At 36.2% G+C, this 17,509-nt stretch carries 12 protein-coding genes; 6 read left to right on the top strand and 6 right to left on the bottom strand.

Going from position 1 to position 17,509, the window contains the following annotated elements; genetic code table 11:
• The first annotated feature begins 356 nt into the window (after nt 1-356).
• The 3 genes from D1003_RS03155 to D1003_RS03145 all read left to right on the top strand — a co-directional run bounded on the left by D1003_RS03155 (nt 357) and on the right by D1003_RS03145 (nt 3,918).
• Nucleotides 357-2,084, top strand: a complete 1,728-nt coding sequence (locus D1003_RS03155; RefSeq protein WP_153935694.1) for an FISUMP domain-containing protein — start codon at nt 357-359, stop codon at nt 2,082-2,084.
• 186 nt (nt 2,085-2,270) lie between these two features.
• Nucleotides 2,271-2,414, top strand: coding sequence for a hypothetical protein (locus D1003_RS03150; protein ID WP_153935693.1), 144 nt, complete (start codon nt 2,271-2,273; stop codon nt 2,412-2,414).
• On the top strand, nt 2,392-3,918 hold the full coding sequence (locus D1003_RS03145) for a GH3 auxin-responsive promoter family protein (protein ID WP_153935692.1): 1,527 nt from the start codon (nt 2,392-2,394) through the stop codon (nt 3,916-3,918). Before D1003_RS03150 ends, D1003_RS03145 begins: the two co-directional genes overlap by 23 nt.
• An 86-nt stretch (nt 3,919-4,004) precedes the next feature.
• On the opposite strand, the gene clpB is transcribed toward D1003_RS03145, so the two are convergent.
• The 4 genes from clpB to D1003_RS03125 form a co-directional block, all read right to left on the bottom strand.
• Nucleotides 4,005-6,596 (bottom strand): ATP-dependent chaperone ClpB, encoded by a 2,592-nt coding sequence (gene clpB, locus D1003_RS03140; protein WP_153935691.1) that lies wholly within the window; start codon nt 6,594-6,596, stop codon nt 4,005-4,007.
• A 208-nt stretch (nt 6,597-6,804) separates the two neighbouring features.
• Complete coding sequence (locus D1003_RS03135) at nt 6,805-7,683, bottom strand: SDR family oxidoreductase (RefSeq protein ID WP_153935690.1); 879 nt, start codon at nt 7,681-7,683, stop codon at nt 6,805-6,807.
• Nucleotides 7,684-7,786: 103 nt separating this feature from the next.
• Nucleotides 7,787-10,711: a pitrilysin family protein gene (locus D1003_RS03130; RefSeq protein ID WP_153935689.1), complete on the bottom strand. Its 2,925-nt coding sequence runs from the start codon at nt 10,709-10,711 to the stop codon at nt 7,787-7,789.
• Between the two features lie 37 nt (nt 10,712-10,748).
• Nucleotides 10,749-12,086, bottom strand: coding sequence for a dihydroorotase (locus D1003_RS03125; protein ID WP_153935688.1), 1,338 nt, complete (start codon nt 12,084-12,086; stop codon nt 10,749-10,751).
• A 126-nt stretch (nt 12,087-12,212) separates the two neighbouring features.
• Here D1003_RS03125 and D1003_RS03120 point away from each other — a divergent pair, with 126 nt between their 5' ends.
• Genes D1003_RS03120 through D1003_RS03110 form a run of 3 tightly spaced genes read left to right on the top strand, consistent with a single transcriptional unit; the run spans nt 12,213 to nt 15,078 of the window.
• Nucleotides 12,213-13,373: a glycosyltransferase gene (locus tag D1003_RS03120; RefSeq protein ID WP_153935687.1), complete on the top strand. Its 1,161-nt coding sequence runs from the start codon at nt 12,213-12,215 to the stop codon at nt 13,371-13,373.
• A 47-nt stretch (nt 13,374-13,420) separates the two neighbouring features.
• The gene (locus D1003_RS03115; RefSeq protein WP_260393301.1) at nt 13,421-13,933 is read left to right on the top strand and encodes an acyltransferase; all 513 of its coding nucleotides are present in this window, start codon (nt 13,421-13,423) and stop codon (nt 13,931-13,933) included.
• 2 nt (nt 13,934-13,935) lie between these two features.
• Nucleotides 13,936-15,078, top strand: a complete 1,143-nt coding sequence (locus tag D1003_RS03110; RefSeq protein WP_409347762.1) for a glycosyltransferase — start codon at nt 13,936-13,938, stop codon at nt 15,076-15,078.
• Nucleotides 15,079-15,412: 334 nt separating this feature from the next.
• Here the strand turns inward: D1003_RS03110 and D1003_RS03105 are convergent, their stop codons facing one another.
• Both D1003_RS03105 and D1003_RS03100 read right to left on the bottom strand, forming a co-directional pair.
• A complete protein-coding gene (locus D1003_RS03105) occupies nt 15,413-16,129 on the bottom strand; it encodes a LytTR family DNA-binding domain-containing protein (RefSeq protein WP_052910389.1) in 717 nt (238 codons plus the stop codon).
• Between the two features lies 1 nt (nt 16,130).
• The gene (locus tag D1003_RS03100) at nt 16,131-17,300 is read right to left on the bottom strand and encodes a sensor histidine kinase (protein ID WP_260393299.1); all 1,170 of its coding nucleotides are present in this window, start codon (nt 17,298-17,300) and stop codon (nt 16,131-16,133) included.
• Nucleotides 17,301-17,509: the final 209 nt, after the last annotated feature.

Below are 17,509 nucleotides of genomic sequence, written 5' to 3'. Positions count from 1 at the left end.
ATGTTGGCTACGCTGAAGTATGAAAAAATGTAGCGTGTTTGGAGGAAAAAACACGCGTGAAAAAAAAATCCGCACGCGTGTTTTTCTCCAAAAACACGTGTGTTTTTGGGGTGCCTTGCGAAAGCCCTCTACAAAGGCGTTTGCTCATTTAGTTCAAGGTTCAAGTGTTCAAGGTTCAAAGAGCTTTAGTTTAAGGTTTAAAGTTCAAATATTCAAGGAATCATCGGAGCTATTGAACTACGACCCCAGAACTTTAAACTTTTTTACAACTTCACAATTTTACAATTTCACAACCTAACAACTTAACCATCATCAATTAACAATTTCACAACTTAACATCTATAAACTTTAACATTATGAAAAAAACTTTATTCTGTGCGATGTTTCTGCCGCTGGCATTACAGGCACAAGTGGGCATCAATACCGATGACCCCAAAGCCACCTTAGAGGTGAAGAAAAACACTAATCTCCCTAACACCCAGCCACAAGGGGTGCTATTTCCTAAATTTACCTCGGAGGAGCGTTTGAAATTTTCTGGGGCAGCCGAAGTAGGTACGGTAATTTACAACGCAGACAAAAAATGCTTAGAAATGTACTTGGGCTTAGATTTAGGCGTGCACCAATGGGCGTGTTTGCCCGATGTAGGGAGCAGCAAAGCCCAAAGCGTAGCGGTAAGCCCACAAGGGTTTGAGGGGAGTTATATTGGGGGAGTTCCTTTCAGTAACAACAGCCAAAAGGTTAAATTTAAGTTAGAGAACAACTCGTTTTCTAGTATTAATTCTTCGTTTGCCGATGCGGTAAGCATTCAGAATGGAACGGCAAATATCAGTATTACTGGTTGTACTTGGAAGTTACTGCCTTCGGGTACAGGGGGCGGTGATTGCTCGGGAACTAACACCATCAATTTAGCTTCGGGTCAAGCGGCATTATTAACTTATACGATGGGTGGTACGCCCGAAACAGGCACTTTGACGGCTAACTTTAGCAAACTCGGCGCCCAAGCCGACCAACAAACCCAAGTCGGTTTAGGTTCTGCCACTATTACCAGCCCTAAGACGGAGTATATTGTATCGCTCACTTATGCAGGTACCTCGCCAATACAAGGGTTGTTGGATAATGGGACTAATAAATTGGTGGTAAAAATCCCTTACGAAAATGGGAGTGGTTCTTACAATGCCGTAACTTCTCAAGAGGTAACTACCGCTACAGGGAAAGACGGAGATACCAATACCGTGAAGCTCAGCATTCCGCAGGGTAATTTTATGGCTAAAGGCTCATTAGATGCTACTATTGTCGTGGGTGGTACAGATAGCCAATACCAGGTTCGTTTGTTACAGCCAGGGGAAGAGTACGAGATAGCCACCATACCTTACACGCTTAATGGGCAGAGCTACCAACTGGTCTTAAAGGGCATTGGCGGGATACCAGATAAGAAGTTTGGGGTACAGACCAATGGAAAATTAGAGCATCAGTTTGTTTATACTCCCGTTACGGTTACGGGGACTTACCCTGTTAATGGTAAGCAGTATAAGAAAGAGTGGCTGAACCTCAATCTTGGTGCGGACTACGCCAATGTAAATAAGCCAGATGTCTTCAATCCTACGAAGCAAGGTACCTCTGCCACCGACCACCACGCTTACGGTTCATTATTCCAGTGGGGTAGGGATGCCGATGGGCACGAGCTTATCAATTGGTCTTCTTCTACTTCCGGTACGCCTGTAAACAGCCTTGGTTGGCGTTCTTATGAGCAATTAACCACTTACAACGACCCTTGTCCTACGGGTTGGCATACGCCTACCTACTCAGAGTTGCAAGACCTTCACCAGGCCTTGACCAATACGCGTACGGGTTATAGTAACAGTAATACTCTATGGAGCGACACCCAGCTCCGCCTGCCTGCTAGTGGTCACCGCAACAACAGCTATAGCTCGTTCGGCTATCAGGGCAGCTACGGTTGGCTGTGGAGCAGCGAGCCGGGCAGCAACGGCGACGCTTGGAACCTATGGTTCTATAGCGGCAATAGCACCGCGGGCTACAGCAGCATTCGTTCTTACGGCTTCGGCGTCCGCTGCCTCAAGGATTAACCGTGCGTTCTCGGCAGTTGGTGGTTGGCACTCCTGCCACTAAGCACTCTTTAAAATCTGATGCCTATAAAATCTAAAACTTATAGGCATCGGATTTTTTTTTATAAGCATAAAAATAATTTTTATAGGCATAAGTTTTAGGTGCTGTCCTTTTGCTTTGAAATAAACCTAACCTTAGGTCGGAGAATGGAGTGGTTATTATATATGGCAGAGAATACTCCGACCTCTAAGCCCGACGGCGTTAAGAACCTACTAAACTTAGCAGGGGTTTTTAGAATAAAACAGAAAAAGTATTATCTTTGTCGGTATGGCAACAAAGGCTCTCTTTAATACAGTGGTAAATTGGTTCATTCGCCAAAGGATAGACCAGATACAAAATTTCATTAAGTATCCTGTAGAAACACAAAAAGGCATTCTTTTCTCCCAACTCTTCAAAGCCGAAGAAACGGTGTACGGAAAAGAATACGGATTTAAAAATATTTCTAGTTATCAGGATTTTTGCAATCAAGTTCCCATTGTAACCTACGAAGATTTTGAGCCTTACATAGAAAGAGCCAGAAAAGGCGAAAAAGATGTGATATGGAATGGCTACATTAGAAAATTCGCAAAGTCTTCTGGAACCACTAATGCCAAAAGTAAATTTATCCCCATTTCTGATGAAAGTCTAGAGGGTTGTCACTTCAAAGCAGGGAAAGATTTAGTTTCTATCTATGCCAACAATCACCCAGAAAATACTTTATTTCAATATAAAAATTTAAGACTCGGAGGAAGCTCGGAACTCTACGAAGATTTCAATACTAAGTTTGGAGATTTATCGGCGATTTTAATAGAAAATTTGCCTTTTTGGGTAGAAATTACCACCACGCCTAGCAAAAAAACCTCGCTGATGTCCGAGTGGGAGACTAAACTGAAAGCCATCGTATCCGAAGTAAGGCAAGAAGATGTGGGAAGCCTTACAGGAGTGCCTAGCTGGATGATGGTGCTACTACAACGCATCTTGAAAGAAACAGGTAAAGGTTCCATCTCTGAACTTTGGCCTAATTTGGAAGTGTTTTTCCACGGGGGAATCAGTTTTAAGCCTTATAGAGAACAATACAAAGAACTTGTAGGGAAAGACATCAATTATTACGAAATTTACAACGCTTCCGAAGGGTTTTTCGGCATTCAAGATAGGTCTGATAGTGATGAAATGTTACTAATGCTAGATTATGGGATTTTCTACGAGTTTATTCCTATGGAACATTTTTCCGAGACCAATCTTAAAGCAATTCCGCTGGAAGAGGTAGAAGTAGGTAAAAACTACGCTGTGGTAATTACTACTAATGGAGGGCTTTGGCGTTACTTAATAGGCGACACCGTGAGATTTACCAGCACCGACCCTTATCGCATCAAAATATCAGGCAGAACCAAGCATTACATCAACGCTTTTGGGGAGGAATTGATGATTGATAATGCCGAAATGGCTTTACAAAAAGCGTGTGAAGCAACTGCTGCTAAGATTACCGACTATACCGCCGCTCCTATCTTTATGAAGGGAAATGAAAGTGGGGCTCACGAGTGGGTTATAGAGTTCAGCCAAGCACCTAGTGATATAGCAATTTTTGAAAAGGTATTTGATGAAACTTTAAAATCCATCAACTCCGACTACGAAGCCAAACGTTATAACGATATGACGCTTAAAAAACCCGTGATTCATATTGCTAGAGCCAACTTGTTTTACGATTGGTTGGAAAGTAGAGGGAAACTAGGCGGACAAAACAAAGTTCCTCGTCTAAGCAACGATAGAGAGTACATAGACCCTATTCTTAAAATGAATACGCAAAACGAAAATTAAGAACAACAGCTATATTCCTAAATAAAAAGCTTAGGCAACTAAATACCTAAGCTTTTCTCTTTGTTATAAACCACATTCTTAATTACCTACTCTGCTTGTCTAAATACCAATCCACTCTCTTTAAAGTAGTCTAGAATAATGCGGTCTCCATCATTCACATTACCTGCGAGAATTTCTTTAGAAAGCTGGTTAAGCACTTCCTGTTGCAACAATCTCTTGAGCGGTCTTGCCCCAAACGAAGGATCATAACCTTTCTCTCTAATGTAGTTTAATGCATCTTCGGTAGATGTTAAAATGATATTTTTCTTTTCCAACATCTTATTAAAGCCTCTAAGCAAGTATTGTATAATCTTACCTATTTCTTTCTTATTAAGCGGTTGGAAGAGCACCACCTCATCTATCCTATTGATAAACTCTGGACGCAACGACTGTTTAAGCACTCCAAAAACTTCCTCTTTAGTTTTAGAAACTATTTCCTCCTGATTTTCTTCTGTAAGCCCTTCAAAATTTTCTTGAATAATATGAGAACCCAAGTTAGAAGTCATAATCACGATGGTGTTTTTGAAATTAACAACACGACCTTTATTATCCGTGAGCCTTCCGTCATCTAATACCTGCAATAAGGTATTGAATACATCAGGGTGAGCCTTTTCTATCTCGTCTAAAAGCACTACCGAATAAGGTCTTCTTCTTACTGCTTCCGTAAGTTGTCCGCCCTCATCGTAGCCTACATATCCTGGAGGAGCTCCCACCAATCTAGACACCGAATGGCGCTCCTGATATTCACTCATATCAATACGAGTCATATTATTTTCATCATCAAATAAAAACTCTGCTAATGCTTTTGCCAATTCGGTTTTACCTACTCCCGTAGTTCCTAAAAACAGGAATGAGCCAATTGGTTTTTTCTCATCATTAAGCCCTGCACGGTTTCTTCTGATAGCGTTAGCTACCGCTTCTATAGCTTCCTCTTGCCCCACTACTCTTTTGTGAAGTTCGTCTTCTAGGTGAAGTAATTTTTCTCTCTCGCTTTGGAGTAACTTAGTTACAGGAATCCCTGTCCATTTAGAAATAACTTCGGAAATATGCTCTGCCGTTACCTCTTCTTTAATAAGTTCATTTTGGTTATTCTGCATCAGGAGTTCTATTTTACGAAGATCCTCTTCCTTTTCCCTTAATTTACCATACTGAATTTCTGAAACCTTAGCATAGTCGCCTAATCTTTGAGCCCTTTCCGCTTCTAGCTTCAACGCCTCGATGTCTTTTTTAATCTGAGTTAAATCTTCAGACTTTTGTTTTTCTTGTAGCCACTTGGCATTGATTTCGTTTCTTTCCTCGGTGACCTTAGCTATATCCTCTTTAAGGTGGTCTATTTTAGTTTGATTACCTTCTCTAGAAATTGCAGCAAGTTCTATCTCTAGCTGCATCAATTTTCTATCTAGAATATCCAACTCTTCAGGTTTAGAGTTGATTTCCATTCTTAGTTTAGAAGAAGCCTCATCTATCAAGTCAATAGCTTTGTCTGGAAGAAAACGGTCTGATATATAACGCTGAGACATTTCCACTGCAGCGATAATAGCTTCATCTTTAATCCTGATTTTATGATGAAACTCGTACTTATCCTTAATCCCTCTCAAGATAGAAATTGCCGACTCCGTATCTGGTTCTTCCACCATCACTTTTTGGAAACGACGCTCCAATGCTTTATCTTTTTCAAAATATTTTTGATACTCGTTAAGTGTCGTTGCTCCTATGGCTCTAAGCTCTCCTCTAGCCAAAGCTGGTTTTAGGATATTAGCTGCATCCATGGCTCCTTCTCCCCCTCCAGCACCTACTAAAGTGTGTATTTCATCTATAAAAAGAATGATTTGTCCATCTGACTTTGTTACTTCATTAACCACAGATTTCAGACGCTCTTCAAACTCTCCTTTATACTTAGCCCCTGCAACCAACGCCCCCATATCTAAGGAATAAAGCGTTTTATCCATTAGGTTTTCTGGTACATCTCCCGAAATAATCCTGTGTGCAATCCCTTCAGCAATAGCGGTTTTACCAACCCCAGGCTCTCCTATAAGAATAGGATTGTTTTTGGTTCTCCTAGAAAGAATTTGCAACACACGGCGAATTTCCTCATCTCTACCAATCACAGGGTCTAGTTTACCCTCCGCAGCAAGCTCGTTAAAATTCTTAGCGTACTTGCTCAAACTTTGGTAAGTTTCCTCCGAACTCGCCGAAGTAGCCTTACTCCCTTTCCTAAGCTCTTTTATTCCTACTTCTAGCAAAGCCTTGGTAACTCCCATATCTTTAAGTAAAGAAGATACCGAAGACGAAACCTCTATTAAAGCCAACCAAAGGTGCTCTATGGTAACATATTCGTCTCCCATTTTTTTAGCTAAGTTGGGTGCCTCCAAAAGCACTCTATTACCTGCTTGGGAAAGATACAAACTACCACCTTCTACCTTAGGAAGAGTTTCTAAATTCTGCCTATTACGCTCTCTAATGAGAGTAGCATCTGCTTCTGATTTTTTTAGTAGAAAGCTAGAAATGGTATCATCGCTTTCAAAAATACCCTCCAAAATATGTTGAGGTTCTATGCTTTGGTGTCCGAACGCCATAGCTAACTGCTGTGCTTTCTGAATCACCTCTTGTGATTTTACTGTAAACTGATTTAAATTCATAATGATATATGTGATTTTTGTTTAAACTTCATTTTTTACACTCTGAGGTTAACAAAAAGCGTTCTATCATAAAAAACACCAAAAATCAAGACAAAATTTCCTATTTTATATTTACAAAACCAATAAAAAAAGACATATTTTCTTATTTTATTTAAAAATTTTAATTTAATCCATTTGGAGGGGATTTATTATTGTAAAAAGGTTAGCGCTAACTGCCTTTTTTCGCCTTTATCATCATTTCTAGGGCGTCCCACATTTCGGCAGGGATTTGTTCTAACATATTAAATTCCCCAGCACCTTGTAGCCATTCGCCACCGTCTATGGTAATTACTTCTCCATTGATGTAAGCCGAAAAATCAGAAACCAAATAAGCCGCAAGGTTTGCCAACTCTTGGTGTTCGCCAACTCTTCTTAGAGGAACTTTTTTTCTCATATCAAACTTCTCAGCAAGGTCTCCTGGGAGTAAGCGTTCCCATGCTCCTTTGGTAGGGAAAGGTCCCGGGGCTATCGCATTAAATCTAATGCCGTACTTTGCCCATTCCACGGCAAGGCTTCTTGTCATTGCCAATACACCTGCTTTCGCACAAGCCGAAGGTACTACATAGCCAGAGCCTGTCCAAGAATAAGTGGTAACAATATTAAGTACAGTTCCTTTTTGTTTTTCTTCAATCCAATGCTTGCCAATAGATAGAGTACAGTTTTTAGTTCCTTTTAGTACAATATCAATAATGACATCAAAGGCGTTGGCAGATAGCCTTTCGGTAGGCGAGATAAAGTTCCCCGCAGCATTATTTACTAAAATATCTATCTTTCCAAAAGTTTTTAGGGTTTCTGCTTTCATTGCTTCCACTTCATCATAATTTCTGACATCACAAGCGAGTGGTAATGCTGTACCGCCAGTGGCGTTTTCTAGTTCTGTAGCTGTGTTTTTTAGTTTGTCTAAATCTCTAGAAGTAATGACCACTTTAGCCCCTAGTTCCAAGAAATATTTTGACATAGCTTTCCCCAATCCGCTACCGCCACCTGTTACAATGGCTACTTTATCTTTAAGAGCATTCTCTTTGAGCATAGAATCTGTATAGTTCATTTTGAATTAATTTAGGTCTAAAGTTAAATAAAATCTTTTAGAGTAAAGGACAAAAAAAGCCGAAACAATTATGTTTCGACTTCTTTTACTTTGAGAGGATTGGTTAGTATCCGAAGATTTCTTCCAAACTTAGCTTTTTAAGTTCGCCTAATTTCTTCATATCTTCTTCTTTAACCTTATCTTTAGATGCTACAATAGCGTAGATGTAAGGTTGGTTAGCAAGATAATTTTGATGGAAATTTTTTAAATCTGCAAAGCTGATTTTATCAACAGTTTGGTAGATAACTTTTCTAATATCCTCTTTTAAGCCTAGTCTCTGAGCTTCCAAATAATTCAAGATGATACCGTCTTGTGTAATGCGTTCGGTTTCTATGTCTTTTTTGGTTTGTCCTTTAGCTAGGTTAAGGTTTTCTGGAAGTTCTGGGAGCTTGTTAAGTAGCTCGTTCATAGAAGCAGTTGCTTCATTAAACTTGTCCGATTGGCTACCTACATATCCTAATAAAGTGTACTTTTCTTCTTTTTTGCTTGGCTGGATATAGTAAGCAAAGGTGCTGTAAGCTAAAGCTTTACTCTCTCTAATGGTTTGGAACACAATGGCACCCATACCACCACCAAAGTAATTATTGAATACCTTTACTAATGCGGTTTTGTTAGGGTCGTAGAGGCCTGTATTTCTAATCCATCTAGTTTCAGCTTGAACCATATCATAATCAGCAAATAAAACTTGATTTCTATCCTGTTTTACTTGTGTAAATACCTTCGCAGGGGTTGGTTTTGCCAAAGTGCTTGGCATCTTGTGGAGTTTACTCAATTTGTTTACAAGTACATTTAGTTTTTCAGGACCGTAGTAAATAATGGTCTGCTCGTAGTTGTTGAGTTGTTTAATTCTCGCCACAAGTTCATCAGCGGTGATTTTGTTAAGTTCATCGTCTGAAAGCACATAGTTGAATTTGTTGTCCGCTCCATAAGTCGCATAGCTAGTAAGCCCTTGTAAGATAGCATTTTTGTTAAGTTTAGCATCTTTTCTACCTTTCATAAGCCTAGCTTTTAGGTTGGTAAGGGCAATTTCATCAGGTTTAGCGTTAAGAACTAAATCTTCGTATAGGCTCACGGCTTGGTCGAAGTTTTCTTGTAAACCTTCTATTGTGACGGTAGTATATTCCTCTCCTGTAGATACTTTAAAGCTACTAGCGATTTTGTAAAACTCTTTAGAAATAGCTTCGGAAGATTTCTTATCTGTTCCTAAAAACTGAATGTATTGTGAAGCGATAGATTGCTTTAAATCGTTAAGACTTCCTATCTTATAACGATACATCAATCTGAAAAGACTATTGTCTTGGTTAGGCACATAAAGCACTTCTGCTTGTGCAAGTTTAGACTTTTTAAGGTCTTTGTTATAGTCTAAAAATACAGGTTTAGAACTATTGCTCGGCATAGAAGCAACCATCTTTACAAAATCACTTTGTTTATCAGCATTGGTTTCTACTGGAGTGATTTCAGGTTTTTCTATCTTGATGCTTTCAGATTTTTCTCCTTTTCTTTTGAGTACTGCAACATAGTTGTTCCCTAAATATTTGTTAGCGAAATCTACCACTTGCTGTTTTGTGATTTTAGAAAGGTTGTTAACATAAGCCACTTGGTCTTTCCAGTCTAATTCGGAAGTGAAGGCGTCCATTAGAACACTAGCACGGTCGCCATAGTTTTCAGAATCTTTGATTTTCATCTTCTTCATATTATTTACGATAGAAGTGATGAGCTGCTCATCAAAGTTTCCTTTTTTCAGGTTGTCAATTTCGTTAAGTACCAAATCTTTTACTTCTTCTAAAGATTGTCCAGAGGTAGGTTTAGCACTAATGTAAAGTACACCGTGGTCTATAAGCAAAAAAGAGAACGCTCCTGCGGAAAGAAGCTTTTGTTTTTTCACAAGGTTGAGGTCTAGTAGTCCTGCTTTACCATTAGTTAAAATCTGTCCTACCAAATCAGCTAACAGAACATCTTTGTCTTTATTACCTGGAAGACGGAATCCCATAGTAAGTCCTTCTGCATCAGGACCTACAATCTCTTTAATAATAGGTTGATTGGTAGGTGTTTCTGGAGAGAAAGTGTATTTAGGCACAGGGCTGTATTTCATATGACCAAAACTTTGGTCTATTTTCTTAATCACTTCGTCTGGGTTAAAATCTCCCGACATAATGATGCCCATATTGTTAGGCACATAGTAAGTGTTAAAATATTTTCTAATCTCTACTAAAGAAGGGTTTTTAAGATGTTCCACGGTACCGATAGTTGTTTGTTTACCGTAGTTATGGTTTTTAAACAAGTTAGCGAAAAGAGTTTCAAAAACTTTATCGCCATCGCTGTCTAGACTTCGGTTTTTCTCTTCGTACACAGCTTCTAGCTCGGTATGGAATATCCTTAAAATAGGATTTCTAAATCTTTCTGCCTGTACCTTTAAATATTTGTCTAATGAACTGCTAGGTACATCATCTGTGTAAACCGTCTGTTCAAAACTCGTAAAGGCATTCGTGTTTTGAGCTCCCATAGCAGACATCATTTTGTCGTACTCGTTGGCAATGGCAAACTTGGCAGCTACTCCAGAAATAGAGTCTATTTTTTGGTAGATAGCTTTTCTTTTAACCTCATCGGTTGTTTTATTGTACTGTTCGTACAAAGCATCTATTTTGTCAAGCTCTACTTTTTCTTTTGCCCAATCTAACGAGCCGTATTTATCAGTACCTTTAAACATCATATGCTCTAGGTAATGAGCTAGACCTGTGTTAGTAGCAGGGTCTGTTTTACTTCCCGCTTTTATCGCAATGTAGCATTGGATTCTAGGGTCTTTAGGCGTAGGGCTAAGAATTACCGTCAGTCCGTTTTTTAGGGTGTAGAAACGGGCTTTCATTGGGTCGCTGGTAACATACTTGTAGTCGTATCCAGCAGACGAAGCACTTTTCCATTCGTGATTTTGGGCAAATACCCCTAACGATAGGAAAAGCATCAAAAGGATAAATGATTTTTTCAATCTCATAATGAATAATTTAGTTTTATTGTTTTTTTATTAAAGTTTAGTTTCTATCAAATAAGAGCCTTTCTCCGTGTTTAGTAGAGGAAACTTCTCCATTGTGATAAGCCAAATGCCCATTAACAAAAGTATGCGTGATTTTGGAATGAAAGGTTTCGCCTTCTAATGGACTCCAGCCACAATGGTAAAGTATATTTTCTTTGGAAACTGTTTGTTCGGCGTTTAAATCTACCAACACCAAATCTGCTTTATAACCCTCTCTTATAAAGCCTCTCTTTTCTATTTGGAAAATGATGGCTGGATTGTGGCACATCTTTTCCACAATGGTTTCTAGACTTACCTTTCCTTTTTTGTGGTACTCTAACATCGTTTGTAAAGAGTGTTGCACAAGAGGTGCTCCCGAAGGACATTGTGTGTAAGGTTTTTGTTTTTCGTCTAAGGTGTGTGGGGCGTGGTCTGTTGCTATAACATCTATTCTACCATCAAGTAGTGCTTTCCATAGGCCGTCTTTATCTTGTTGAGTTTTAACGGCAGGATTCCATTTGATAAGGCTACCTTTAGTTTCATAGTCTTCGTTGGTAAAATGAAGGTGATGCACACAAACTTCTGCGGTTATCTTTTTGTTTTTTAGTGGTATATGGTTGTCAAATAGCACCGTTTCTTTAGTGGTTGATAAATGGTAAATATGTAGTCTTGCACCTGTTTTTTGAGCGAGTTCTATGGCTTTAGCCGAAGAAATAAAACAAGCCTCTTCGCTCCTGATGAGGTGATGGTATTTTACAGGAATATCATCGCCAAATTTGGTTTTGTAGTCTTCTGTATTTTTACGAATGGTAGTTTCGTCTTCGCAATGCACACAAATAGGCATTTTAACTTTAGAGAAAATCTCCTCTAAAATTTCTGGATTATCCACCAACATATTTCCTGTGGAAGAACCTAAGAAAAGTTTTATTGCAGCTACATTTCTAGGGTTAGTTTTTAGGACTTCGTCTAAATTGTCATTGGTTCCACCCATAGAAAAAGAGTAGTTGGCGTGAGAAGTTTGCGAAGCTATCTGATATTTATTTTCTAAAAGTTCTTGTGTAATCGCATTAGGAACGGTGTTGGGTTGTTCTATAAAACTCGTAACGCCTCCAGCAACGGCAGCACGGCTTTCAGTTTCAATAGTTCCTTTGTGGGTAAGCCCTGGCTCTCTAAAGTGGACTTGGTCGTCTATTACCCCAGGTAGAAGATGTAGCCCTTTAGCGTCTATGATTTGGTAGGCTTCGGTTTCTGATATTGAGGGGGCTATCTTTGTGATAAAACTATTCTCTATAAGAATATCCGATTGAAAAATTTGGTTTTCATTAACGACTTGGGCGTTTTTAATGAGTACATTCATTCTGATAAAGCTACTTTTTAAGATTCATTAGAGTGTAAATTTATTTATTATTTTGTAAATACACAAAGAGTATCTTTAATCTATTCAGAAAAAACAGAATTACTTTCTTTATCTTTGCTGAGAATTATGGATAAATCACAAAAAATAAAAGTATTATTTAGGCATCGTTCCATGGAGATGGGAGGGGTAGAAAAGGTATTATTAAGTATGCTTAATAATTTAGATAGAGAGAAATTTGAATTGTCTGTTGGGATAAATTTATATCAAGGTGAGTTAAGAGATGCTTTACCTAAAGGAGTTAAAGTAAGTTTTTTAGCAGGAGGTAAGGAGGATTTTCCTAAGGGTAGTATTTTGAATAAAATATTCCTAGTAGCTAGAGGGGTTAAATTGTTCCTTTTTAGAAAACTCCCTATTATTCCCAATAAGTTTATATTGAATAATAATGCAGATGTAGAAATAGCTACAGGTTATACGATGTTTGAAGATGTTCTCAATTCCTCCAATAAGAAGTCCAAAAAAATAGGTTGGTTTCATTCGGACATTACATTTTCTAAACTTCAGCCTATAGTACCTAAATTACTTAAAGAAATAGAACAGTTTGATTATTTTATTTTTGGTTCGCAACAGGCACAAGATATATTTGAGCAAACATATCCTAATGTTAAATTACCGCCCAATAAAGTAATATTAAATGCCATACCTATTGAGGAAATAAGAGAAAAATCTAATAAAGAAAATATAGAAAGAGAGAAGTTACCTACTTTTGTTTCTATAGGAAGGCTTCATTCTAGAAAAGGTTATCACACTTTAATAGATGCACATAAAAAGTTATTAAACCTAGGTTTTAACCATAAAATATGGGTAATAGGGAATGGAGAGGAAGAAGAAAATTTAAGAGTAAAAATTAAAGAATTACACTTAGAGGATACTTTTTTATTATTAGGTGCAAAAATGAATCCATATCCGTATGTAAAAACTGCAGATTATTTCATAATGCCATCAGAATCAGAAGGGTGGCCATTGATAATTGCAGAAACTTTATTGCTGAAAAAGCCTATTATAGCTACTAATGTTGGAGGAATACCAGAAATGATAAAGCATAAAGAAACAGGTTTTTTATGCGAATATGGGGCAGATGACTTATGTCAAGCAATGTTAGCATTTTTGCAAGACAAAGAATTAGTAAAACAAATAGAATACAATCTTCAAGATATTGATAATCAATTTGATAACCAAGCAATATTTGATACTGTAGAAAAAATAATAATTAATTTGGCAAACGCATGATATATATATATAGGGCAATATTGAAGATTTATACCAGTTTTCAAAATTTGGTAGATTACATATACATAGAGGTGTGTAAACATAGAGGATTAAAAGTTGGTAAAAATGTACAATTTATAGAGGCACCAAAATTTGGTTCAGAGCCATTTCTTATAGAAATAGGAGATAATACAAAAATTACCGCAAATTGCACTTTTATTAATCATGATGGAGCAATGTATGTAATTCGCTCTATGGAGAAGTATAAAGATGTAAGAAATTTCGGAAGAATTAAAATAGGAAAAAATTGTTTTATAGGGAATAATTGTACTATTTTACCAGGAGCCTCTATGGGGGATAATTGTATTTTAGGGGCTGGTTCTGTTTTGAATAGTTCCGTTCCTAATAATTCTGTATATGCAGGAGTTCCCGCGAAATATATATGCAGTATTGAAGAATATGGAGATAAAGCAATAGAAAATAATATTATATATCCTCGAGAATTAGAAAAAAATCGTAAAGAATTAGAAAAGTATATTGCAAAAAATCTTCCTTATGTATATAAACCAGTGAAAAGATGAAAATGCAAAAAAAGAAACTTCTCATTCGTATAGGTTCGTTGAGGCACGGTGGGGCTGAACGTATATTAGTAACCTTCCTTAAAAACCTTCCACCAGATAAGTACGAGGTAGATTTATTACTCAATCTATACTCGGGGAAATATCTATCAGAAGTTCCTAGCTGGGTTAATGTTTTGTATCTAAACAAAGGGGAAATGATAACCACTAATCGTTTGCAGGATATCCCTCAAAAAGCGTTTAGAGTCATTTATCAAGGAATACTAAAGAAATTTCCAAAACTACTTTATCATTTTATTCTCAAAGGCAAAAATTACGATGTAGAATTAGCCGCCATACATGGTTTTAGAGATGAGGTACTAAATTCGCCCTTGAAACAGTCTAAGAAAATCATTTGGATACACAACGATTTAAGAAAGACCGAGTTTCACAACTATACCGATGATGAAATTAGAAAGTTTTTTGGATATGATAAGATTATGGTCATATCCGAGCATATTCAGAAAGATTTTGACGGTCTAGCCCAGAATGAGACAGAAAAAAATAAAATTGTTAGGATTTACAATCCGCTAGATACACAGGAAATTCTTAATAAAAGCAAGGTAGAAGAGTTACCCAAACCAGTGCTTCCAACTTTTGTATCCGTGGGTACGGTGTTTCCTCAAAAGGGATTTGATAGACTTCTCAAAGTACACAAAAGACTTTTGGACGAAGGTTTGCCACATCGTGTACAAATTTTAGGAGATGGTTATGATTTTGATAATATCCAAAAACTTAAGACAGAACTTGGGGTAGATAGCACGGCAGAGATGTTAGGATTTACAGATAATCCGTATCCATATTTCAAAAATGCCGATTTCTATATTCTAAGTTCGCGGTACGAGGGCTATCCTACCGTGTTGTTTGAAGCGATTACTTTGAGAAAGAATATTATTGCAACAGATGTTTCTGGGGTTAGAGAAATGCTTTTGGACGGAGAGTTGGGGCTTGTGGTAGACAATTCGGAAGAAGGCATTTACCAGGGAATGAAAAAAGCACTTACCAACCTACAGCATTTCCAAACCTATCAAGAAAAACTAAAAGATTACCAAATGCCATTCAGCCTTACCAATTCTGTGGAGAAGATAATGCAAATATTAGATAGTTAGAAACTTGTTGTATGCTTAGAAATTAAAAAGAGTAAAGATTATTTTGACTTACAGTCTATAAATGCATAAAACAATCTCGTTCAAACCTACGAAGTTATTTAAAGAAACCTAACGAAGTGGTCTAGCGTAGCTAATTGACAAACACTTGCAAACATATTACAACAAACAGGCAAATCAAGATAGTCTGATAAAGAATCTAAATCAAAAAACACTAGCATTGGGTAATTATCCTCAAAATAAAGTTCATCTCCTGCAAATTTTTCTAAAAAAATGTTTTATTTACATATATTATTGAGCCTTTCTATAAGTAATGCATTGCTGGCTAATAAATACTTTATTGTTTTAGCCCTAAAAACCTAAAAAGTTCTTCTTTTTTATTCACTGAAATAGATATTGATTTCCCGTTATCCAATTCAATCATATTACCATTAATCGCTCTTACAAAAGAGGTATTTATTATAAAAGATCTCTGAACTTTAATAAGTTTTGTTTTTACTAAAGCATTCTCCATAGATTTCAATGTTGCGAGTGTAGTATATGAACCGGCTTTTGTTACAATTTTTAAATAATCACCTTGTGCTTCTATATAAATTATTTCATCGTATAAAATTTTAACTAATTTACCTTCTGTTTTTATGAAAATTCTATCCTGTTTTTCTTTAGGCTCTTCTTCTTTTAAATGTTTCTTTGTAATGTAATTTCTTGCACGCGTTACAGCTTTTAAAAACCTTTCAAAACGAACTGGTTTTACTAAGTAATCCACAGCCCCTGTATTAAAGCCTTCTAATGCAAAATCGCGATGTGCAGTAATAAAAATAATAATGGGAGGATTATCTAATAAATTAATTAATTCTATACCATTTATTCTTGGCATCTCTATGTCACTAAAAATTATTTCAACTTGGTTTTTTTGTAAAAATGTTATGGCTTCCAAAGCATCATCAAAAGAAGCCGATAGTTCTAAAAAGGGTACCTGTTTAACAAAATTTTCAATAATTGTCCTCCCAAGCGGTTCATCATCTAATACCAAACAACTTATCTTTTCATCCATATTATAATACTATTTCTAAATAAACATTAAATGACTCATAGGTTTCTTCTATTTCTAACAAATGGCTATCTGGATAAAGAAGCTGTAACCTCTTTTTTACATTTTCAAGACCTATACCTCCTATATTAGTATATTTTTTATCATTATTGTTACCACTTTTATCATTTTTTAAAGAAAAAAGAAATTTTTTATTATCAATTTTAATATTAATTTTTAAAAAAGATTTTTTTCTACTCTTCAAGCCATATTTAAATGCATTTTCTATAAAAGTAAATGTAATAAGTGGAGCTATATATAATCCTGAAATGTCTTCTTTTCTATAAATTTCTAATGTAATTTCTCTATCAGTAGGATGACGTAATTTCTCAAGATTAAAATAGTTTTCAATAAATTCTAATTCCTTATCTAACATAACTTTTTCCGAGCTACATTCATAAAGAGTATAAGCCATAATATCTGACAAATTTAACACTACCTCAGAGGCTCTACTATCTTGTTTTACCACCAAACCATATAAATTATTCAAAGTATTGAAGAGAAAATGGGGGTTAAGTTGTGCTTTTAAAAACTCTTTTTCAATATTAATATTTTGAATTTCAAGATCTAACTTCTGTTTCTGAAAGCTTAAAGATTCCCTATATAACTTTATAGTGTCAAAAAGAATTTTTACAAAAAAAGGAGGTATAAATGAAAATATAACCGTATTAATATTTCCTATTATAGTTTTAATGGACAAAACTCCCCCTATACCTTGCTGTGCATTTTTTTTAATTATTCCTTTAAATGGATATTCATTGACCTCAAACCCTATATTGTATAAAACAAACAACTGTATATAATTAATAAACAACCAAATAACCACACAAATAAAAAAAATTATTACTAAGTATAATATATTAACTATAGTTCTTTTTGAATGAAAAAGTCGAGGAAAACAATAGAAAAATAGATAAAAAACCATCGCATTATTTACCATTGCACGGACAGTAAGGCAAACACTAGAGATAATTGATAGCTTAAACTCAATATAATAATTCAGATAAAGAATAATTGAAAGAAAAAGCCACATCATGATATGAGAAAAAATACGTACATATGGCGTATATAACTTTTCAATTTTTATATCCGCTATTTGACTTAAAATATTATTATAATTAAGTGTACCACGCATTTATTTAAGAGTATGTAATTTGAAACCTAATACAATATTTATATAAATACTCAGACATTCTTGTATTGCAAAGAAAAGCCTAAATTTTCCTTTTCAAAAATATCTTTTGTTTTTTTTATCCAAAATTTTGTTTTGACCCCCCAATTAAAATTATCGTTATACTGAAAGAAAATATATCTTCATCATTGTTTACATAAATGAATCTTTTC

The organism is Riemerella anatipestifer, assembly GCF_009663465.1.
Taxonomy (GTDB): Bacteria; Bacteroidota; Bacteroidia; order Flavobacteriales; family Weeksellaceae; genus Riemerella; species Riemerella anatipestifer_C.
Note: the sequence above shows the minus strand (reverse complement) of the source record. Positions and strands in the feature narration are given on the sequence as shown.

Excerpts from the sequence above, each read along its gene's own strand:
- D1003_RS03155 (WP_153935694.1), top strand. The coding sequence starts at position 357 with ATGAAAAAAACTTTATTCTGTGCGATGTTTCTGCCGCTGGCATTACAG.
- D1003_RS03150 (WP_153935693.1), top strand. The coding sequence starts at position 2,271 with ATGGAGTGGTTATTATATATGGCAGAGAATACTCCGACCTCTAAGCCC.
- D1003_RS03145 (WP_153935692.1), top strand. The coding sequence starts at position 2,392 with ATGGCAACAAAGGCTCTCTTTAATACAGTGGTAAATTGGTTCATTCGC.
- clpB (WP_153935691.1), bottom strand. The coding sequence starts at position 6,596 with ATGAATTTAAATCAGTTTACAGTAAAATCACAAGAGGTGATTCAGAAA.
- D1003_RS03135 (WP_153935690.1), bottom strand. The coding sequence starts at position 7,683 with ATGAACTATACAGATTCTATGCTCAAAGAGAATGCTCTTAAAGATAAA.
- D1003_RS03130 (WP_153935689.1), bottom strand. The coding sequence starts at position 10,711 with ATGAGATTGAAAAAATCATTTATCCTTTTGATGCTTTTCCTATCGTTA.
- D1003_RS03125 (WP_153935688.1), bottom strand. The coding sequence starts at position 12,086 with ATGAATGTACTCATTAAAAACGCCCAAGTCGTTAATGAAAACCAAATT.
- D1003_RS03120 (WP_153935687.1), top strand. The coding sequence starts at position 12,213 with ATGGATAAATCACAAAAAATAAAAGTATTATTTAGGCATCGTTCCATG.
- D1003_RS03110 (WP_409347762.1), top strand. The coding sequence starts at position 13,936 with ATGCAAAAAAAGAAACTTCTCATTCGTATAGGTTCGTTGAGGCACGGT.
- D1003_RS03105 (WP_052910389.1), bottom strand. The coding sequence starts at position 16,129 with ATGGATGAAAAGATAAGTTGTTTGGTATTAGATGATGAACCGCTTGGG.
- D1003_RS03100 (WP_260393299.1), bottom strand. The coding sequence starts at position 17,300 with ATGCGTGGTACACTTAATTATAATAATATTTTAAGTCAAATAGCGGAT.